Source organism: Mesorhizobium sp. M6A.T.Cr.TU.017.01.1.1, assembly GCF_004023115.1.
Lineage (GTDB): Bacteria > Pseudomonadota > Alphaproteobacteria > Rhizobiales > Rhizobiaceae > Mesorhizobium > Mesorhizobium mediterraneum.
Window position 1 is genome coordinate 1 of the sequence record NZ_RZTA01000121.1, and the last position, 20,016, is coordinate 20,016.

The following is a 20,016-nucleotide window of genomic DNA, read 5'->3' on the forward strand; positions in this document are numbered from 1 at the left end:
GGTCGCGCGGCGCTGACGCTGGCCGAAGAGGTCTGGCGCGCCGCCAAGTCAAGCGAGGTGTTCGGCGCCGAGGGCCTGCAGCGCATCGTCCAGCGCCGCGCGCCGATCTACGACAAGGGCCAGGACGGCCACTACAATCTGATCTCGGCGCTGCACAAATCGGTGCGCGGCTCCGACCCGGACGCCGCCCTCTATTATCTCGCCCGCATGTTCGACGCCGGTGAGGATCCGCTCTATCTCGGCCGCCGGCTGGTGCGCATGGCGATGGAGGATATCGGGCTGGCCGACCCGCAGGCGCTGGTCATCGCCAATGCCGCCAAGGATGCCTACGACTATCTGGGCTCGCCAGAGGGCGAGCTCGCCTTCGCCGAGGCCACCGTCTATCTCGCCAGCGCGCCCAAATCCAACGCCGTCTACACTGCCTTTAAGGCCGCCACACAGGCGGCGAAGGAGTTCGGCTCGCTGCTGCCGCCCAAACACATCCTCAACGCGCCGACCAAGCTGATGAAGGAAGAAGACTACGGCGCGGGCTACCGTTATGACCACGATGAGCCGGACGCGTTTTCCGGACAGGATTATTTTCCGGAAAAGATGGGCCGCCGCACATTCTATGATCCGCCCGAACGCGGTTTCGAACGCGATATCAGGAAACGGCTCGACTATTGGGCGAAGCTGCGCAGCGAGCGGGAAAAGTAGCCTCGCACAGTTTTTCCACTCGGGACGGCGCCACACGCTGAGCAGCAGGGATTGACCGAGCCCGCCCTGTAGGGGCAGTAGACGGCGATGATCAATCTCCTCCTCGTTGCCGCGGGCGGCGCTATTGGTGCGGGGCTCCGCCACATCGCCAATTTCGTTGCGCTGCGTCTTGTCGGCCCGAGTTTTCCCTGGGGCACGATGGCGATCAACATTGTCGGCTCATTTGCCATGGGCCTGTTCATCGCGACCCTGGCGCGGCGCTACGGCGGATCGAACGAGCTTCGGCTGTTCGTTGCCACCGGCATCCTCGGCGGCTTCACCACCTTCTCCGCCTTTTCGCTCGATTTTGCGACGCTGTGGGAGCGTGGCGCGACGCTGCCGGCGTTCGGATATGCCCTTGCCAGCCTCATTGGCGCGATCATTGCCCTGTTTCTGGGTCTTTGGCTCGCAAGAAGCCTGCCTTAATGCTATTGCCCCCGCTTGCAGCACCTCGCGTCCCTTAGGACGCGCAAGGACGCTGTAGCATTTTGATTTTGCGCACGACCCTTTCCGAAAATCGATTTCAGGTCATGCGCTAGAAACGGGTAAAACGAGACAATGGCAGGCGTTGAACAGATCACGGTGGAGGCTGGCGAGGCGGGCATGCGGCTCGACCGCTGGTTCAAGACCCATTTTCCGGGCCTTGGCTTCGGTCATCTGCAAAAGCTGCTGCGCTCCGGCCAGATCCGTGTCGATGGCGGCAGGGTGAAGGCCGATACCCGCGTCGAGCCCGGCCAGATGGTCCGCATCCCGCCGCTCGAAGTGGACAAGAAGGGTGAAAGCGCGCTCACTGGTCACTCGATCCGCAACCAGGGCGACGCCGACGTCCTGGCCAAGATGCTGATCCATGAAGATCCGAAAGTCTTCGTCTTCAACAAGCCGGCCGGCCTTGCCGTTCAGGGTGGCTCGGGCGTCACCCGCAATGTCGACGACATGCTGGAAGCCTGGCGCAACCAGAAGGGCGAGAAACCGCGTCTGGTGCATCGGCTCGACCGCGACACGTCAGGCGTGCTGGTCGTCGCCCGCACCAGGCTCGCTGCCATGAAGCTCGCCGAGGCATTCCGGGCGCGTGAGACCAAGAAGACCTACTGGGCGCTGGTCAAGGGCGTGCCGCCGAAGCGCGAGGACAAGATCTCGACCTGGCTGATCAAGGAGCCGACGCCGGACGGCGACCGCGTGCGCGTCGCCAAGCATGGCGAAAAGGGCGCCGACCATGCGGTGTCTTACTACCGTATCATCGAGCAGGCGGCGCAGACGATGACCTGGCTGGAGATGGAGCCCTATACCGGCCGCACCCATCAGCTTCGCGTCCATGCCGCTCACATCGGCTGCCCGATCATCGGTGACCCCAAATATTTCGAGGCCGACACCAATTGGGATTTTCCCGGCGGCATGCAGAACCGCTTGCATCTGCACGCGCGCCGCATCGTCATCCCGCATCCCGACAAGGGTTTTATCGACGTCACCGCACCGATGCCGCCGCATATGCGCCAGAGCTGGAACCTGATCGGCTTCGACGACGCAAGCGCAGAGGACTAGGGCTGTGGGTATCGCCACCGATACGCTCGACCGCCGCGACACGGTCGACATGGCGGCCGCCGCCATCATGGTCGGGCTGACCTTTTCCTGGGGGCTGAACTATGTCGCCGCCAAGATCTCCTATGCCGGCTACGATCCCGTTTTCCTGTCGATCGCACGGTCGGTCATTGGCGGGCTATGCGTTCTCATCTGGTGCCGCTGGCGCGGCATTGTGCTTTTTGCCCGCGACGGAACGCTTGTCGCCGGTATTCTGGCAGGCGCGCTTTTTGGTCTCGAGTTCCTGTTTCTCTATGTCGGGCTCGAACAGACGACCGTCGCGCGCAACACCTTGCTGGTCAATACCATGCCGTTCTGGGTTCTGGTCGGCGGGCATTTCCTGCTGGGCGAACGCATAACCGTGCGCCGGCTCGTCGGCCTTCTGCTCGCTTTCGCCGGATTGGTAGCGGTGTTCTCCGACCAGCTGAGCGCCGACAATGGTTCGACACTGACCGGTGATCTGCTCAGTCTCGGCGCCGGCATTCTCTGGGCCTTGACCTACATCGTCATCAAGCGGACGAAATTGGCGGAAACGAGCGCCGAGAAATTGCTGCTCTACCAACTGGCCGGCGCTGCCGTGGTAGGCGCCTTGGTGCTGCCTTTCGCCGGGCCGCCCGTCCGCGACTTCGCCGCCTTGCCGACCTTGGCCCTGCTTTTCCAGGCGGTCTACATCGTTGCGTTCACCTATGTGCTGTGGTTCTGGCTGATCAGGCGCTATCCGGCATCGGGCCTCTCGAGCTTCACCTTCCTGTCGCCGGTGTTCGGCGTTCTGTGCGGCGCCATCTTCTTGAACGAGCCGCTGAGCGTTCGTATTTTCCTGGCACTCGGCCTCATCGCAGCCGGCCTGATCATCGTGAACCGGCCAGCCCGAAAACAGATCCCCGGATGAAAGGCTCCGGCATGCGCGATATCCTCAACGACCTCGAAGCGGGAAAGCAGCTTTCCGATCCGGATCCGGTGCGCCGTGCCCAAATCCAGATGAAGACGCACTTGCCGAAACGCTTCTACAAAGCCGTTTCGGTCGCACCGGCCGAAGATGGTTTTGCCGTTCATCTCGATGGCAAGCCGGTCCGCACGCCGGGCAAGGCGCTGCTGGTCCTGCCGACCGAAAAAGCGGCCGCTCTGGTCGCCGACGAGTTCGCTGCGCAAGGTGAGACTATCGACCCGGTGACGATGCCGGTCATGCGTCTGGTCAATACGGCCATCGACGGCGTCGCCAGCGACCCGCAAGCGGTGCTGGAGGACATCCTGCGCTTCGCCTCGTCCGATCTGCTCTGCTATCGCGCCGACGCTCCACAAGGGCTGGTCGACCGGCAGAACGAACATTGGGATCCCATCATCGACTGGGCGCGGAGCGCGCTTGGCGCCCGGTTTCACCTCGCCGAAGGGGTGATTCATGTCGAGCAGCCGCGCGAGAGCATCGCGGTGCTCGGTGTCCATCTTGCCCAGCGCGCCGATCCATTACGGCTGGCGGCCATCCACGTCATGACGTCGCTGACGGGATCGGCTCTGCTGGCTCTGGCCGTCGATTTCGGCGAGATCGACGGCGACGCCGCCTGGACTGCCGGCCATGTCGACGAGGACTGGCAGGCCGAGCACTGGGGCCATGACGCGGAAGCTGTCGCCCGCCGCTCGGCCCGCAAGCGCGACATGATGGCCGCCGTCGGCCTGATCGAGGCACTCAAAGCCTGACCGCAATCGCCGCCCGCGTTGCATATTGGACCAAAGTCATAATCCCAAAGACGGCCTGCCTCTGGGCGGCGCTTTCTGTCATTTCTTGCGGCGGTAGCTGCGCGAGTTCCGTGTCCAGAGGCACGACACCGCGCAGCATCAAGCACAGCGAGATATCACGGGAGGACGAATTCATGGTAATGGCAGCGACCGCCGGCAGAGCAAGCCGCGGCATGACGCGGGAAGAGAAGAAAGTCATCTTCGCTTCCTCACTCGGCACCGTTTTCGAATGGTATGATTTTTATCTCTACGGCACTTTGGCGGCCGCGATCGGCGCCGCGTTCTTCACGCAATATCCCGAAACAACGCGCAACATCTTCACGCTGCTGGCTTTCGCCGCGGGCTTCCTCGTGCGCCCATTCGGGGCGCTGGTGTTTGGCCGCATCGGCGATCTCGTCGGCCGTAAATACACCTTTCTCGTTACCATCCTGATCATGGGTCTGTCGACCTTCCTGGTCGGCATACTTCCTGGCGCAGCCAGTTGGGGCATCGCGGCGCCGATCATCCTGGTTGCACTGCGCATGCTGCAAGGCCTGGCGCTGGGTGGCGAGTATGGCGGTGCTGCGACCTACGTCGCCGAGCACGCTCCCGACGATCGTCGTGGCTTCTACACGTCGTGGATCCAGACGACAGCCACGCTCGGCCTGTTCCTGTCGCTGATCGTCATCCTGATCGTGCAGAATTCGCTGAGCAAGGAAGACTTCGCGGCCTGGGGCTGGCGCATACCGTTCCTGGTCTCTGCGGTCCTGCTGGGCATTTCGGTCTGGATACGCCTGTCGCTTGCCGAATCGCCGACATTCCAGCGGATGAAGGATGAAGGTAAGGGCTCCAAGGCGCCACTGACGGAAGCGTTCGGCCAATGGAAAAATGCCAAGATCGCCATTTTGGCGCTTCTCGGCCTTACTGCTGGCCAGGCCGTGGTTTGGTACAACGGGCAGTTCTACGCACTGTTCTTCCTGCAGAACGTGCTCAAGGTCGACGGCCAGTCGGTCAACATCATGATCGCCATCGCGTTGGCGCTCGGCACGATCTTCTTCGTCGTGTTCGGCTGGCTCTCCGACAAAATTGGCCGCAAGCCGATCATCATGGCGGGCCTGGCGCTGGCGATCGTCACCACATTTCCGCTGTTCAAGGCGCTGACCTGGGCAGCCAATCCGGCGCTCGCCACTGCGCAGCAAAACACCCGTGCCACGATTACCGCTGCGCCTGGCGACTGCAAGTTCCAGTTCAATCCGACTGGAACGCGCAAGCCTCTCACGTCGTGCGATATTGCGACGGACTTCCTCGCCAAGAGCTCCGTGCCCTATGACATTGTCACGACAGCGGCTCCGGGGACCGCGGCCAGTGTCAAGATCGGCGCCGAAACGGTGGCGTCCTATGATGCCGTGGCAGCCGCAGACAAGGCAACTTTAAGCGACGCCGCCTTCAAGAAGGCAATCAACATTGCGTTGCAGGACGGCGGCTACCCGCTCAAGCGTGCTGCAGCCAAGGTCGCCGACCAGAAGCTTGACGCCTTCGTCGCGGCCAACCCGGAACTGAAGCTCGACGCCGCCGCAATCCGTGCCGGCGACAAGACGACGGTTGCGGTCGACCAGGCGATCAAGGACAAGCTGCTGACGGCCGATGAGGCTGCGGCGGGAGCGCCCGAGATCACCGTCTACAACGTCCCGGAAGCAGGCGCCTTTGCGATGTTTGCCGACCCTGAACAGGTCAGCTGGGCAAAGGTCATCGGCATCCTGTTCATCCTGGTCCTTTACGTGACCATGGTCTACGGACCGATCGCCGCGATCCTGGTCGAGATGTTCCCGACACGCATCCGCTATACCGGCATGTCGTTGCCCTATCACATCGGCAATGGCTGGTTCGGGGGCCTGCTGCCAGCAACGGTGTTCGCGCTCAGCGCCTACAAGGGTGACATCTATTACGGCCTCTGGTATCCGGTGGTGATCGCGGCGATGTCGCTGATCGTCGGTATGATCTTCGTCAAGGATACGCTGGGAACGAACTTGCACGCCAAGACCTGATCCTGGCCTGACGGCGAAAATGAAAAGCCCGGCGCGAGTGATAGCGCCGGGCTTTTCAATTCGTCGGAAGCGGGGCGGAAGGAAGGGCCTTTAGCTCTTCCGCTCCTGTTTCTCTTCCTTGATGGCCGCTTCGTGATACCAGCCGCTTCCGAAATCCGTACGGTTGCGCAATGAAGCAAGTTCTGCCGCGAACTTAGCCTTTCCGCTTAAATTTGAGGCAGAAGCGCGCGCTGCCACCGGGAACATCAGGATTTTGGCCGACTGACGGGTAGGAGTGATTTCCATTGTCGGTCTCCTTTCTTCTGCAGAGCCTTGCCGATTCAACCTTTCCTGAAGATAGGTTCTGCAATCCAGTTAGGCAATATGATTATAAAAAGATCAGCAACTGCCTATTATTTATACAAAACATGCTTGTGATTGATCCGGACGCATTGCGATGACGACGCAACGAATTTGTCGGGATGCGGCGTCAGTTTTGTCGCATCCTTTGCCGGTGAAAATGGCACACGAATTGCTTTTTAATAATCCGGCAGGTCGGCTGCAGGGTGGCTGGCACGCCAGCGCCGTCCAAGGTTCGGTGATCAAGCAACGAGAGGCTAGAATGACGAAATACAAGCTCGAGTACATTTGGCTCGATGGATACACCCCGGTTCCCAACCTTCGCGGAAAGACGCAGATCATGGAATATGCCGAGTTCCCGACGCTCGACCAGCTTCCGCTGTGGGGCTTCGACGGTTCCTCGACCATGCAGGCCGAGGGCCACTCGTCCGACTGCGTGCTGAAGCCGGTCGCCATCTATCCGGATCCCGCGCGCACCAATGGCGTGCTCGTCATGTGCGAAGTCATGATGCCGGACGGCGTGACGCCGCATGCATCCAACAAGCGCGCCACCATCCTCGATGACGAGGGAGCCTGGTTCGGCTTCGAGCAGGAATACTTCTTCTACAAGGACGGCCGCCCGCTCGGCTTCCCCGAAAGCGGCTACCCGGCGCCGCAAGGCCCGTACTACACCGGCGTCGGCTACAGCAATGTCGGCAGCGTCGCCAGGCAGATCGTCGAGGAGCATCTCGACCTCTGCCTTGCCGCCGGCATCAACCATGAAGGCATCAACGCCGAGGTCGCCAAGGGCCAGTGGGAATTCCAGATTTTCGGCAAGGGCTCCAAGAAGGCCGCCGACCAGATGTGGATGGCCCGCTACCTGATGCAGCGCCTCACCGAGAAATACGGCATCGACATCGAATATCACTGCAAGCCGCTCGGCGACACCGACTGGAACGGTTCCGGCATGCACGCCAACTTCTCGACCGCCCATATGCGCGAAGTCGGCGGCAAGGCCTATTTCGAGGCGCTGATGGCCGCCTTCGACAAAAACCTGATGGACCACATCGCCGTCTATGGCCCGGACAACGACAAGCGTTTGACCGGCAAGCATGAGACCGCGCCATGGAACAGGTTCAACTATGGCATCGCTGACCGCGGCGCCTCGATCCGAGTGCCGCATTCGTTCATCAACAACGGCTATAAGGGTTATCTCGAGGATCGCCGCCCGAACTCGCAGGGCGACCCCTACCAGATCGCTTCCCAGATCCTGAAGACGATCGCCTCCGTGAGCACGGCAGAGAAGAAGGCCGCAGCCTGAGCATTCCGCACGGCGTAGACGCCAGCGTCTGCGCCGTGATGTGGCGGATGATGTCTTTGACTCGCCGCAACTAAAGACAGTCGAGCATCGAGATTGTTCGCAACGATAGCGGGCTGAAGCTAAAGATAGTGGGTCTGAAGTTTCAGCCCTGCGTGCCGACTACCTTGTTACCGCGCACAATTACAGTCTTCCGGCCGGGGGCGAAATCGTGCTCGCCCTGACGTTCCATAACCACCAACGCCGCATCATCGGATTCATTGGGGTCTCGGACGCGGCCCGCCCCGGCATCCGACCCGCGCGGTTTTCCCTGGCCGAAGTATTTTACTTTCAGATGATCAAGGTCCGCTCCAACCCCGTCGACCTTGGGAAGCGACGTAGAGTCGATCGGAATCTCATCGATCGCCGTCCAACCCTTCATATTTTCTTCTGCAATTGTCTTGGGACTCTTCGCCATGACAGCCACCTTTCTAATCCCACACTACCACCGCTTGGACTACCATCCCAGTCCCAAGCAAGTGAATTGCCTCAGGATTTTATACTCGATCGCCCATTCCGGGGCAGTTACACGGCCGTGAGGCATATCCCTTATATAGGCCTGCTTGGCTTGAAACAAAGCGTGCGCCGGCGCAGCCCCAGCTGCGAAGGCCATCCAGAAGCTGCGGTGGATGGGCTCCCCGAAAAAATTCAGCTGACCGTCCAACGGCGAATAGTGGGCACCGGTGCAACCGACATAGGCGAGCGCTCCGAGCTCCAAAAAACGCAATGCCAACGACGAAGCGACGGTCCTCGGCGTGACCGCCCAGTGATCGCTTGCCCGTGTCGCGATCTCCTGCACCGTCAGGGCGCCCCAGCAACAGCCGGTGAGCACGGTGGCTCCATGGGCCTTGATGGCGCCGGCAAGATTGGTGAGGTTCACCGCCTCGACCGCTCCTCCATCGTCTTCGCCCCAAAACCGGGTTCCGTCGGTGTCGGAACCGTGTAGCATGAAATAGAGCTGCCGCGCATCGAAGTGCCCGGTCCGAACGTTTCCGAAGTCGTCCGGGCCGCTGACCAACATTTGACCCCGTCCGCCAAGCCTACGGAACACGTTATCCGCAAACGGTCGCTCGGCATTCCGCGACGCGAACTTGATCGGTGTGGTGCGGTTGTCTTCGGCCGTGAGGCAACCCAGCAGGAACGCCGCGCTCGAACAGTCGGGAATTCGCGACACTGGCAATTCCCCGAGACCGTCTCCGTCGACATCGCCATATCGTTGGTCGCTCCAGACGACAAAGCGGTCAGGATCCGAATTCGCCGAGACTCTGTCCCTCAGGTCTGGAGGCAGAACGTCGTATATCAGCGCGGGCACGACATTGTAGTCGCCGAGGATTACAACACCCTTCACTCCCGTCGCGCTATTCCTGATCTTGGTGAAGGTAGCTTCCTCGCCCGTGGCTTCGACAAGCGTACTGCCGCCTTCCTCGATCATGGTCCTCGCCGTGTCATAACCTGCATCGCCGATCTTGCGCCGCAGCCGTTGAGGATCAGTCAAGAACAACAGCCTGGGCAGGACACGGCGATTTCCCAGATAGCGCTTCGTCATATCGTCGGAGGCAGAAACCGCACCAACTGTGTTTTGCTCGATGTCTACCGTGATGGTTACCCGCTTCAGCAGTGCCGGGATCTTCGCGGTGATCTCCAAAATTGCATCGGCCGGAAGCTGAGACGCGGCCATCCCGGAAATTGGATTTCCGCCAAGCGAGGCCGGTGGCGGCCCAGCCGGCATTGTCACCGTTGAGATGGCCGTTGCGGGCTCGAGGACCAATTCGTCACGCGGTTTGGGCTGTGGATCGCTCAATTCGCCCTCTGTTATGCTGATCCTTACCTGTCCCCGGGAAACGTCGACCGTGAACTGGCCGTTCTTGTCCGTTCTGGCCCAGATGAGCGGATTGCTTGAATTGCGAAGCAGCCGCAGCACCTTTGGATTTGGATGCGCCGCTCCGTTGCGGCCGGTCGACATACCAAAGAATCGGGTGTCGGGGAATCGCGACAGCACATGCTCCTCGAAAGCGTTGTAGGAGGCATGGTGCGGCAGCTTGATGAACGCATACGGTCCCGCTTCGACCACATGGTCCAAAAGAGCCGCCATTTCATTTTCAAGGCCTTCGACCTCGGCCTCGGCGAACTGCATATCGCCGGTGAGCAAGCAACGATTGGCTCCTTTTCCCACGGAGATGACAATGCTCTGGTTGTTCTTGGCGGCGCCTGCGCCAGGTCTGTCGAGAAAGTCGAGGACGGCATCGGGAAGAATGACGTCCGGTGTCGGATTGCCGTCGGTAAGTGTCCGGTAGATGGCCACGTCGTCGAGATCGCCGGCCTGCAGGCTGGCAATCGCGTCGACAGCGTCACGATCGAATTGCGCGATGGTTTCCGCGCACAGGACAATTTGTTCCGCTGACGGTCCGAGAACCTTCAGACCGATATTGCGGAACTGCTCTTCAAGATCAGAAATCTCCGGATCGTCGAGACCGCGGTAGCGAACGACTCTCGTGCCGCGCTGCTCCAATGTTTCAATCATCTCGATGTACAGATCACGCTGGGAAGCGGCGTCGGATATGAACGCCTGTACGGTTGCATCGCTCAATCCGGGAGCCAGAGGCTCTTCCTGAAGGCTGGCCAGAACACGAAACCGCAGGCGATCGGATGCATCGCTGCCGAGCGCGAGTCCATATCCAGCAAACTCATCGGCAACCAGAGCGACCTTGGGCGCGATGACCTCCCGCTCAACCATTTCCGGCAGGCACCCGATGTGATCGGAATGACAGTGCGTCAGGATGAGCAGAGAAAGTTCGAGCGGTCCTTCCGGCTGGTCCATCAATTCACGGAGCTGCGCGGGGATGGAAAGGTGCCCAGAGGATCCTGTGAAGTCGCCCTTGTGAGCACCGTCGATAAGGATGGTTCTGCTGTTCGCCTGAATCAATATGCAGTCGCCATACTGGCTTTGACCTACATCGAGAAAATGGATTTGCATCGCCCCCTCCGCTTGATAAGCCACCGCCTTAGTATGATGCATTAGCGATCGACAATAAATAGGTCGCGTTAAAGAGCACTAATATAACGTTCCTGTTGCCGTACTATGAAAACCTCGCATTGTTTTCTGCCTATCCGACTTACCGACTTCTATCCGCACGGCCATATCTCGATTGGCTCCTACGACAGATGACAAGAAAAAACCCCGGCGTCTCCGCCGGGGTTTTTTCTTGTCTCTTAACGGTCGGTCAGACCGAATAATACATGTCATACTCGACCGGATGCGGGGTCATTTCGAAGCGCATCACTTCGGCCATCTTGAGCTCGATATAGCTGTCGATCTGGTCGTCGTCGAACACGCCGCCGGCCTTCAGGAAGCCGCGGTCCTTATCGAGGTTCTGCAGCGCTTCGCGCAGAGAGCCGCAGACGGTCGGGATCTTCTTCAGTTCCTTCGGCGGCAGGTCATAGAGATCCTTGTCCATCGGCTGGCCGGGATGGATCTTGTTCTTGATGCCGTCGAGGCCGGCCATCAGCATGGCGGCAAAGGCGAGGTAGGGGTTCGCGCCCGGATCGGGGAAGCGGACCTCGACGCGCTTGGCCTTCGGCGATGAGCCGAATGGAATGCGGCAGGAGGCAGAGCGGTTGCGAGCCGAATAGGCGAGCAGCACCGGCGCTTCATAGCCGGGCACCAGGCGCTTGTAGGAGTTGGTAAGCGGGTTGGTGAAGGCATTGATGGCCTTGGCGTGCTTGATGATGCCGCCGATGTAAAACAGGCAGCTCTCCGAGAGGCCGGCATATTCATTGCCCGCGAAGGTCGGCTTGCCGCCCTTCCAGATCGACTGGTGGACGTGCATGCCCGAGCCGTTGTCGCCGAAGACCGGCTTCGGCATGAAGGTGGCCGTCTTGCCGTAGGCGTTGGCGACCTGGTGCACGACATACTTGTAGATCAGCATCTTGTCGGCGTTGCGGACCAGCGTGTCGAACTTGATGCCGAGCTCGTGCTGGGCAGCTGCGACTTCGTGGTGATGCTTTTCGACGCGCACGCCCATTTCGGCGAGCACGGTCAGCATCTCCGAGCGCATGTCCTGTGCCGAATCGATCGGCGGCACCGGGAAATAGCCGCCCTTGATACGCGGACGGTGACCGAGGTTGCCGGTCTCATAGTCGGTGTCGTCGTTGGACGGCAATTCGGTCGAGTCGAGCTTGAAGCCGGTGTTGTACGGGTCGGCCTTGTACTTGACATCGTCAAAGACGAAGAACTCGGCTTCCGGGCCGACGAAGATCTGATCGCCGATGCCTTCCGCCTTCATGTAGGCTTCGGCCTTCTTGGCGGTGCCGCGCGGGTCGCGGTTGTAGGACTCTCCGGAAATCGGATCGAGGATGTCGCACAGGATGACCATGGTCGACTGTGCGAAGAACGGGTCCATATGCACCGTCTCGGTGTCGGGCATCAGCACCATGTCGGACTCGTTGATCGCCTTCCAGCCGGCGATGGAGGATCCGTCGAACATGACGCCGTCGGCAAACATGTCTTCCTCGACCTCGACGACATCCATAGTCACGTGCTGCAGCTTGCCCTTCGGATCTGTGAAGCGCAGGTCAACGAATTTCACGTCGTTGTCCTTGATCTGCTTCATGATGTCTTTGGCTGTCGTCATGTCATGTTTCCCTGTCTGATGACGTTTCGAGGAGATGATCTGAAATCAGAAACCTCAGACCGCGTCCATCCCTGTTTCGCCGGTGCGGATGCGCACGACTTCCTCGATGTTGGAGACGAAGATCTTGCCATCGCCGATGCGGCCGGTCTGGGCGGCCTTGCGAATGGCTTCGATCGCGCCTTCGACCGCGTCGTCGCCGAGCACGACCTCGATTTTCACCTTGGGCAGAAAATCGACGACATATTCGGCGCCGCGATAGAGCTCGGTATGGCCCTTCTGGCGGCCAAAACCCTTGGCCTCCGTAACGGTGATGCCTTGCAGCCCGGCCTCCTGAAGCGCTTCCTTCACTTCGTCTAGCTTGAACGGCTTGATGATCGCTTCGATCTTTTTCATGTAAAAAGTGGCCTCCACTGCCAAAAAGACGGGTTGTGAGCCCCGCTTGCGCCTCCTTCAAGCACGAACTGTGCCAATTTGAGGGGATTCGAAGCGGTATCACGCGATTTCGATGCCATGCCGCGTCAGGATGTGATTTCGCGTCATTCGCTGCGTTGGATGCGTCATGGATACTGGGAACCTACACATTGTCAGCGCTCCCGTCCGCACAATAATTGAGCATATAGCGCACTTTGCAGGCATTTGTGTTTCGGCGACGCCATTGTCCCCAACGATGTGCTTACAGATTGCGCCATCTCGGCACCCGTTTGCTTCGAACCGAAAACTGGATGATCTTTGAACACAGGACCGGGGTTTTGAACACAAGGTGATTGGGCTTGAGCCAATGCGTATCGGCACTCCATGAATAACGAACTTTTGTCTCCGGCCGAGATGACCGAGGCCGACCGGCTGGCGATCGCCACCGGCCCATTGGCCGGCATAGACCTTATGCGCAACGCAGGTGCCGCGGTCTCTGCCGTGGTGCTCGCCCATTTTCCAGTTGCCAGACGGGTCCACGTCCTGTGCGGTCCCGGCAACAACGGTGGCGACGGATATGTCGTCGCCCGCATTCTGAGGGACAGCGCCGTCGACGTAGCCGTGTGGGCGTCCGGCTCGCCGAAAGCCGGCAGCGACGCAGCGCTCGCTGCTTCGGAGTGTCCGGTCAGGCCTCGGCCGCTATCGGAGTTTGTTGCCGAGACAGGCTCGATCGTGGTCGATGCGCTTTATGGGGCAGGGCTGTCCAAGCCGCTGTCCGGCGATGCCGCCAGGGCGGTCGAGGTCGCGACAGACCTGAGCCTGCCTGTCGTCGCGGTCGATCTGCCCTCAGGCGTGTCAGGCGAGAGCGGCCAGAGTCTCGGCCAGGCATTCCGTGCCCGGATCACGGTGACGTTTGCGCGAAAAAAGCCCGGCCATCTGCTGTTGCCTGGGCGCGAGATGTGCGGCGACCTGGTGCTTGCCGACATCGGCATCGGCGACGGGATCATTGCGCAGCTTGAACCGCGGACCTTCGAGAACACACCGCCGCTTTGGATCGGGAATTTCCCTGTTCCAGCCGTCGACGCCCATAAATACAGGCGCGGCCATGTCGGCGTCTTTTCCGGCGGGCCGTCGGCAACGGGCGCCGCACGGCTGTCGGCGCTTGCCGCGGCCAGAAGCGGGGCAGGGGCTGTGACCGTGCTGTCGCCGGCAGATGCGCTACAGGTAAATGCCGCGCATCTGACCTCGATCATGCTGCACAAGAGTGACAGCGTTGCGGACGTACAGGAATTCATCGGCCGCCGCCGGCCGTCGGCTTTCGTCCTCGGACCCGGATTTGGCGTCGGCGAAAAAACACGTGATTTTGCCCTCGGCGTGTTGGCCACCGGGCAGCGGCCAGACGGCAGGGTCGACGGGCTGGTGCTCGATGCCGATGGTATTACTTCGTTTCGCGATACGCCGAACGTTTTGTTCGAAGCCGCCCGTCGTTCGAACGCGCCGGCGCTCGTGCTGACGCCGCATGAGGGCGAATTCGCCAGGCTGTTTCCGGACATCGCCGGAGACAGGAATCTGTCGAAGCCGGCCAGGGCGCGCAGTGCCGCCGAGCGCGCCGGCGCCATCGTCATCTACAAGGGCGCGGACACCGTGATCGCGGCGCCCGATGGCAGCGCCGCGATCAACGGCAATGGCGCGCCATGGTTGGCCACCGCCGGTTCGGGCGACGTGCTGTCGGGCATCATCGCCGGCTTTCTGGCGCAAGGCATGCCGGCTTTCGAAGCCGCCTGCGCAGCGGTCTGGATCCATGCCGAGGCCGGCAGCCGTTTCGGACCGGGGCTGATCGCCGAAGACTTGCCGCTGGCGCTGCTGCCGGTGCTGCGCCAGTTTGCCGAACGTCGCAACGAGGTGACTGCTGGATGAACCGCTGGGTCGCGCTGCTTGCCACAGTCTTCATCGCCGTTTTCATGGCACACACCGCGCGCGCCGAAGGTCTCGTGACCATCGTCGACGATCCGGCCGTGCTCGCCGCCCTCGATGCCAAGGGTTTTGGTTTCGCCGGCATTTTCGGCGTCGATGGCAAGGGCGACCTGAAGACGCTCTATGACAAGGCACCGGGCTATCACGCAATCGTCGAAACGATTGCCGGCGATGTCGCCGCGCTGCGGGCCGAGATGAAGGCTGGCGGGCGGCCGCTCTACGAAGTCACCGACGGCAATGTCGGCCGCATCATGGACATGCGCTGGCTGAAGACCGGCGCCGCGCGCTTCAGGCTGGTCGGTGTCGTCAATAGGATCGACCGGCGCGATTTCACCGAAGCGCGCGACGACGGGAGTTGCGGCGAGGTGCGTTTCATTTATCGCCTCGCCTACAGCTTCAAGAAGAACGGCAAGGTTCTGGCCTCGCGCCTGCCGTTCAACTTCAATGCCATTTACAGCGCCACGCCAGACGCAGATGGCGGCTGCGTCGGCGTTGCCGGACGCTGGACGCCACAGCTCGACGAGACCGTCGATACCGGCTGGCTCATCGGTGGGCCGCTGGATAAGGCGGGACTGAGCTTCAAGCAGCTCGAGCTCAACGCACAAGTGGTGCGCTTTCCCTCCGGCCAGGAGACCGAATTCGGCGGCCAGGCCGCCTATCTCATGCGGATTTTTGGCATCGATGGAGAGACGGTCAGCGAGAGGCCGCTGGAAAACACGCCGGATGTGGCGCTGCTCTCGGAAGACGCCGCGCTGAAAGCGAAACTCGCCGACTATATCAGCGCCAATCTCGCGGCGGTCGATCTCGGCGTCTACGAAATCCCCGATGAGTTCCTGGCGAAAAAAGTCATCTCATGGTCGACCTTCGGCAGCGCGAGGCAGGCCAATCACCCGTTCACGCCGCTGTTCCAGCCTGCGGATTTTGTCGGGCTCGATTATTCCGCCTTGAAGCTGGTGCGCACGCCGGAAGCGCTGGTCGAGCGGCTGGATAATGGCGCCTGTCAGGGGTGCCACCAGGCGGGTTCGACCGCCGGTTTCCATTTCATCGGTCTCGACGACAAGACCACGTCGCCGCTGAACCGCATCGAGGTCGGCATCTCTCCGCATCTTAATGCCGAGATGCCGCGGCGCGAGGCCTGGCTGCGCGCGACGGCAGAAGGCAAGGAGCCGAACCGCTTCCGCCCATTGTCCTTCGCGCCGCCGGCGGCATGGAAGGACGCCGGCGAGGTCGCCTATGCGCCGGCCGCAATGGCGATGCCGTGCCTGATGCCGGAGGATGCGGCCCGTTTCGGCACGACTTGGCAATGCGGCGGCGGCACTGTCTGCACGCCGCTGGCGACTGCGTCGGGCGCGCGGACCAAACTGGCGCAATGCCTGTTGCCTAAGGACAGCGACAAGATGTTTGCCGGCCACCCGTGCCTGACCGGCTCGATCGCCAGCAACGGCACGCAGCCTTTCAACGACCGCTACAGCATATCAGGCCAGTTTGCGGCCTTCGCGACCGACATTTCGCGCACCGCCTACACGTGCCGGCCGCCGAAGATCGGCGTGCCGGCCGGCATCGCCTATCGCGGCTGCGACGACAAGGATCGTGCCTTTGCCGGCTTCAAGCCGGGCAAGCCGATGCCGAACGAGATCTGCGGGCTGGTCGGCGGCAAGAAATTCGACACTTGCGTGGCGACCAACAATTTCGACCAGTGCCTCGGCGGCGCGGTCAATCGCGGCAACCGGCCGGCTTGCTCGGCCGATCATTTCTGCCGCGAGGACTATATGTGCCAGTCGCTGCCACCAGACACGCCTGGTATCGGTAAGGTGAAAGGTATCGGCTTCTGCTCGCCGACCTATTTCATTTTTCAGATGCGCATCGACAACCACGCGACACCTTGGGCGGGCGCTGTCCGTGCCACCATGGGAGCAGGATTTGGCGCGGCGGAAGCGGAGTGAGCTTTTGCTGTGGCCGCTTTCGCGCTGTCAGCGCCGTCACAGCGGAATGTTGTCGTGCTTCTTCCAAGGGTTCTGCATATCCTTGTTGCGCAGCATGCGGAGCGCGCGCGCGATGCGACGACGGGTCGAATGTGGCATGATCACCTCATCGACGTAGCCGCGCTCGGCGGCGACGAAGGGCGACAGGAAGCGATCCTCGTAAGCCTTTGTATGCGCTGCGATCTTCTCCGCATCGCCGATGTCCTTGCGATAGATGATCTCAACGGCGCCTCTGGCGCCCATCACTGCGATCTGCGCCGTCGGCCAGGCATAGTTCATGTCGCCGCGCAGATGCTTTGACGCCATCACGTCATACGCACCGCCATAGGCCTTTCGGGTGATGACGGTGATCTTCGGAACGGTCGCCTCGGCATAGGCGAACAAAAGCTTGGCGCCATGCTTGATCAGCCCGCCATATTCCTGCGCGGTGCCGGGCAGAAAGCCCGGAACGTCGACTAAGGTGACGATCGGAATCGAGAAACAGTCGCAGAAGCGAACGAACCGCGCCGCCTTGCGGCTGGCGTCCGAGTCGAGCACGCCCGCCAGCACCATCGGCTGGTTGGCGACGAAGCCGACCGTGCGGCCTTCGACGCGCCCGAAACCGGTGACGATGTTTTTTGCAAAACTCTGCTGGATCTCGAAGAAATCACCCTCGTCGGCAACTTTAAGGATCAACTCCTTGATGTCGTAGGGTTTATTGGCGTTGTCGGGGATCAGCCGGTCGAGCGACAGATCGTGATCGGTGACCGACTGATAGCATTCGATCTCGGGGATATCAGCCGTGTTGGAGGCCGGCAGCAGATCGACCAGCCGGCGCATCTGCAGCAACGCCTCGACGTCATTGTCATAGGCGCCATCGGCGATCGAGGACTTCGTCGTGTGGACGGAGGCGCCGCCGAGGCTCTCGGCGGTGACTGTCTCGTTGGTGACGGTCTTCACCACGTCCGGCCCGGTGACGAACATGTAGGAGGTGTCGCGAACCATGAAGATGAAATCGGTCATGGCCGGCGAATAAACGTCGCCGCCGGCGCAAGGGCCCATGATCAGCGAAATCTGCGGGATGACGCCGGAGGCGAGCACATTGCGCTGGAAGATCTCGGCATAGCCGCCAAGTGCTGCCACGCCTTCCTGGATGCGGGCGCCGCCGGCGTCGTAGAGGCCGATGATCGGTGCGCGGTTGCGCAGCGCCATCTCCTGCACCTTGACCACCTTTTCGGCGTGGGCCTCGGACAGCGAGCCGCCGAACACGGTAAAATCCTTGGCGAAGACATAGACCGGGCGGCCGTTGACGGTACCCCAGCCGGTGACGACGCCGTCGCCGGCGATCTTGGTCTTCTCCATGCCGAAATCGGTCGAGCGATGCTCGACATACATGTCGAACTCCTCGAACGAGCCCTCGTCGAGAAAGACGTCGATGCGTTCTCGCGCGGTGAGCTTGCCCTTCTTGTGCTGTGCGTCGATCCGGGCCTGACCGCCGCCCATGCGTGCCATGTCGCGGCGGCGCTCGAGTTCCTTCAGCACGTCCTTCATCGGTCGATCCCCAATACGGAAGCTGATTTGTGGTAATCATGCAGGCAGGGGAGCGCAAGCGCGGCTTTTGCCGTCGATTTGCTGCGCCGCAACATGGCGCCCCTTGCATTCCGCGGCGAACTGGGCCATATGCGGCGACATAGGCGCTTGGGCCGGGAGTATCCGGCCTTCTCGACGAATGAGACTGGTTGCGTCTGTTTTCCCTCTTTCCGACATATCGGCAAGGCGGCGAAAAAGCCCCGTGGCATGATGCCTGCGGGCACGACAGCGCAGCCGTGCGGACGATAGTGTCCGCCGCCTTGTCGTTTCATGACAGTTTTTTCGACGGCAGGTTGCGCCCTGCCGCCATCGATGTTTGCGGCCACGAGCCGCGTGAAAGAAGAATACTTTGACCAACGAAAACACTTTGACCGGTGAAAACAATTTGACCGGTACGAACACTGGGGAACTTTCGGGTTTCGCAGCACTTGGAATCACCGGCGCGCTGCTCAAGGCCACCCATGGCGCCGGCTTCACCGAGCCGAAGCCGATCCAGGCCCAGGCGATCCCGCCGCAGCTGGAAGGCCGTGACATTTTTGGCATCGCCCAGACCGGTTCGGGCAAGACCGCGGCGTTCGCGCTGCCGATCCTGTCGAAGATCATCGCGCTCGGCACCAAGCGCCGGCCGAAGACCGCTCGCGCGCTGATCCTGGCGCCGACGCGTGAGCTTGCCGTGCAGATCGAAGAGATGATCAAGCTGCTCGCCAAGGGCGCGCATGTCTCGACAGCACTCGTGCTTGGCGGCGTCTCGCGCTTCAGCCAGGTGAAGAAGATTGCTCCCGGCGTCGACATTTTGATTGCCACGCCCGGCCGGCTGACCGACCTGGTGCGTGAGGGCGATCTTGTGCTTGCCGACACCAAATGGCTGGTGCTGGACGAAGGCGACCGCATGCTCGACATGGGCTTCATCAACGACGTCAAGCGCATCGCCAGGGCGACCGCGCCGGACCGTCAGACGGTGCTGTTCTCGGCGACCATGCCGGCCGAAATCGCCGAACTGGCGAAAGGCCTGCTGAAGAACCCGATCCGCGTCGAGGTGGCGCCTCACAGCACCGCAGCAGCCGAGATCGTGCAGGGTGTTGTCTTCGCCCGCACCAAGCAGAAGCGCCAGGTGCTGTCGACGATGCTCGCCGACGAGGCAATGAAGTCCGTCATCATCTTTTCGCGCACCAAGCATGGCGCCGACAGGGTGACCAAGGACCTTGAGCGCGACGGCTTCAAGGCCGCCGTCATCCACGGCAACAAGTCGCAGAACGCCCGCCAGAAGGCGCTGAACGATTTCCGCGAGGGTTCGGTGCGCATTCTTGTGGCGACCGATATCGCGGCGCGCGGCATCGACGTGCCCGGCATCAGCCACGTGGTGAATTTCGACCTGCCGGACGAGGCGGAGAGCTATGTCCACCGCATCGGCCGTACCGGCCGTAACGGCATGGACGGCATCGCCATCACGCTTTGCGATCCCTCCGAGAACAGCAAGCTGCGCCAGGTCGAGCGCATCATCCGCACCAAGCTGCCGATCGTTGCCGACCATCTCGGCAGCCCCGATCCGCAGCGCAATCCCGCCGAAAAGAACGAGCGCCATTTCGAGCCGGCCAACGACCGCAATGGTCGTCGCGACGGCAGGCGGCCAGGCGGCCAGAACAACGGCAAGAAGCGCTTCGGCGACAAGCCGGCCTTTGCCGGCGAGCGCAAGCCGGAAGGCGCCAAGC

The 20,016-nt window shown here is 61.5% G+C and carries 15 protein-coding genes and 1 pseudogene; 10 read left to right on the top strand and 6 right to left on the bottom strand.

All coding sequences use genetic code 11. The features are described from left to right. The 6 genes and pseudogenes from EOB36_RS28025 to EOB36_RS28050 all read left to right on the top strand — a co-directional run. A pseudogene (locus EOB36_RS28025) lies at positions 1 to 696 on the top strand (replication-associated recombination protein A); the annotation flags it as partial. Positions 697 to 783: 87 nt separating this feature from the next. Next, a complete protein-coding gene (gene crcB / locus EOB36_RS28030; RefSeq protein ID WP_127205465.1) occupies positions 784 to 1,161 on the top strand; it encodes a fluoride efflux transporter CrcB in 378 nt (125 codons plus the stop codon). 132 nt (positions 1,162 to 1,293) lie between these two features. Then, on the top strand, positions 1,294 to 2,274 hold the full coding sequence (locus EOB36_RS28035) for an RluA family pseudouridine synthase (protein WP_127205464.1): 981 nt from the start codon (positions 1,294 to 1,296) through the stop codon (positions 2,272 to 2,274). A 49-nt stretch (positions 2,275 to 2,323) separates the two neighbouring features. Then, positions 2,324 to 3,199: a DMT family transporter gene (locus tag EOB36_RS28040; RefSeq protein ID WP_164759206.1), complete on the top strand. Its 876-nt coding sequence runs from the start codon at positions 2,324 to 2,326 to the stop codon at positions 3,197 to 3,199. A gap of 11 nt (positions 3,200 to 3,210) precedes the next feature. Beyond that, positions 3,211 to 4,002 carry an ATP12 family chaperone protein gene (locus EOB36_RS28045; RefSeq protein WP_128286165.1) on the top strand — a complete coding sequence of 264 codons (792 nt, stop codon included), beginning with the start codon at positions 3,211 to 3,213 and terminating at the stop codon, positions 4,000 to 4,002. A gap of 173 nt (positions 4,003 to 4,175) precedes the next feature. Then, entirely contained in the window at positions 4,176 to 6,065 is a 1,890-nt protein-coding gene (locus EOB36_RS28050; protein WP_127205462.1) for an MFS transporter, read from the top strand. A 90-nt stretch (positions 6,066 to 6,155) separates the two neighbouring features. On the opposite strand, the gene EOB36_RS28055 is transcribed toward EOB36_RS28050, so the two are convergent. Next, positions 6,156 to 6,350, bottom strand: a complete 195-nt coding sequence (locus tag EOB36_RS28055; RefSeq protein ID WP_029352253.1) for a DUF2735 domain-containing protein — start codon at positions 6,348 to 6,350, stop codon at positions 6,156 to 6,158. Positions 6,351 to 6,666: 316 nt separating this feature from the next. Between EOB36_RS28055 and EOB36_RS28060 the strand changes: the two genes are divergently transcribed. Further along, positions 6,667 to 7,704, top strand: coding sequence for a glutamine synthetase beta-grasp domain-containing protein (locus tag EOB36_RS28060; RefSeq protein ID WP_128286162.1), 1,038 nt, complete (start codon positions 6,667 to 6,669; stop codon positions 7,702 to 7,704). A gap of 142 nt (positions 7,705 to 7,846) precedes the next feature. Here EOB36_RS28060 and EOB36_RS28065 read toward each other — a convergent pair whose 3' ends face one another. The 4 genes from EOB36_RS28065 to EOB36_RS28080 all read right to left on the bottom strand — a co-directional run bounded on the left by EOB36_RS28065 (position 7,847) and on the right by EOB36_RS28080 (position 12,764). Beyond that, a complete protein-coding gene (locus EOB36_RS28065; protein ID WP_095488580.1) occupies positions 7,847 to 8,158 on the bottom strand; it encodes a hypothetical protein in 312 nt (103 codons plus the stop codon). 39 nt (positions 8,159 to 8,197) lie between these two features. Beyond that, complete coding sequence (locus EOB36_RS28070) at positions 8,198 to 10,714, bottom strand: MBL fold metallo-hydrolase (protein WP_164759205.1); 2,517 nt, start codon at positions 10,712 to 10,714, stop codon at positions 8,198 to 8,200. A gap of 247 nt (positions 10,715 to 10,961) precedes the next feature. Continuing rightward, the gene (gene glnA / locus EOB36_RS28075) at positions 10,962 to 12,371 is read right to left on the bottom strand and encodes a type I glutamate--ammonia ligase (RefSeq protein WP_095488582.1); all 1,410 of its coding nucleotides are present in this window, start codon (positions 12,369 to 12,371) and stop codon (positions 10,962 to 10,964) included. Between the two features lie 54 nt (positions 12,372 to 12,425). Further along, entirely contained in the window at positions 12,426 to 12,764 is a 339-nt protein-coding gene (locus EOB36_RS28080) for a P-II family nitrogen regulator (protein WP_006205430.1), read from the bottom strand. A gap of 402 nt (positions 12,765 to 13,166) precedes the next feature. Here EOB36_RS28080 and EOB36_RS28085 point away from each other — a divergent pair, with 402 nt between their 5' ends. Both EOB36_RS28085 and EOB36_RS28090 read left to right on the top strand, forming a co-directional pair. Next, positions 13,167 to 14,699, top strand: coding sequence for an NAD(P)H-hydrate dehydratase (locus EOB36_RS28085; RefSeq protein WP_128286163.1), 1,533 nt, complete (start codon positions 13,167 to 13,169; stop codon positions 14,697 to 14,699). Next, positions 14,696 to 16,699 carry a hypothetical protein gene (locus EOB36_RS28090; RefSeq protein ID WP_128286164.1) on the top strand — a complete coding sequence of 668 codons (2,004 nt, stop codon included), beginning with the start codon at positions 14,696 to 14,698 and terminating at the stop codon, positions 16,697 to 16,699. The genes EOB36_RS28085 and EOB36_RS28090 overlap by 4 nt, the downstream gene beginning before the upstream one ends. A 36-nt stretch (positions 16,700 to 16,735) precedes the next feature. On the opposite strand, the gene EOB36_RS28095 is transcribed toward EOB36_RS28090, so the two are convergent. Continuing rightward, entirely contained in the window at positions 16,736 to 18,268 is a 1,533-nt protein-coding gene (locus EOB36_RS28095) for an acyl-CoA carboxylase subunit beta (protein WP_127206115.1), read from the bottom strand. A gap of 406 nt (positions 18,269 to 18,674) precedes the next feature. Here EOB36_RS28095 and EOB36_RS28100 point away from each other — a divergent pair. After that, positions 18,675 to 20,016, top strand: a 1,342-nt coding sequence (locus EOB36_RS28100) for a DEAD/DEAH box helicase (protein ID WP_164897636.1), incomplete at its 3' end; no start/stop codon positions are given.

Bases quoted from the DNA above. Each gene is read 5' to 3' on its own strand.
- crcB (WP_127205465.1), top strand. From the start codon at position 784: ATGATCAATCTCCTCCTCGTTGCCGCGGGCGGCGCTATTGGTGCGGGG.
- EOB36_RS28035 (WP_127205464.1), top strand. From the start codon at position 1,294: ATGGCAGGCGTTGAACAGATCACGGTGGAGGCTGGCGAGGCGGGCATG.
- EOB36_RS28040 (WP_164759206.1), top strand. From the start codon at position 2,324: ATGGCGGCCGCCGCCATCATGGTCGGGCTGACCTTTTCCTGGGGGCTG.
- EOB36_RS28045 (WP_128286165.1), top strand. From the start codon at position 3,211: ATGCGCGATATCCTCAACGACCTCGAAGCGGGAAAGCAGCTTTCCGAT.
- EOB36_RS28050 (WP_127205462.1), top strand. From the start codon at position 4,176: ATGGTAATGGCAGCGACCGCCGGCAGAGCAAGCCGCGGCATGACGCGG.
- EOB36_RS28055 (WP_029352253.1), bottom strand. From the start codon at position 6,350: ATGGAAATCACTCCTACCCGTCAGTCGGCCAAAATCCTGATGTTCCCG.
- EOB36_RS28060 (WP_128286162.1), top strand. From the start codon at position 6,667: ATGACGAAATACAAGCTCGAGTACATTTGGCTCGATGGATACACCCCG.
- EOB36_RS28065 (WP_095488580.1), bottom strand. From the start codon at position 8,158: ATGGCGAAGAGTCCCAAGACAATTGCAGAAGAAAATATGAAGGGTTGG.
- EOB36_RS28070 (WP_164759205.1), bottom strand. From the start codon at position 10,714: ATGCAAATCCATTTTCTCGATGTAGGTCAAAGCCAGTATGGCGACTGC.
- glnA (WP_095488582.1), bottom strand. From the start codon at position 12,371: ATGACGACAGCCAAAGACATCATGAAGCAGATCAAGGACAACGACGTG.
- EOB36_RS28080 (WP_006205430.1), bottom strand. From the start codon at position 12,764: ATGAAAAAGATCGAAGCGATCATCAAGCCGTTCAAGCTAGACGAAGTG.
- EOB36_RS28085 (WP_128286163.1), top strand. From the start codon at position 13,167: ATGAATAACGAACTTTTGTCTCCGGCCGAGATGACCGAGGCCGACCGG.
- EOB36_RS28090 (WP_128286164.1), top strand. From the start codon at position 14,696: ATGAACCGCTGGGTCGCGCTGCTTGCCACAGTCTTCATCGCCGTTTTC.
- EOB36_RS28095 (WP_127206115.1), bottom strand. From the start codon at position 18,268: ATGAAGGACGTGCTGAAGGAACTCGAGCGCCGCCGCGACATGGCACGC.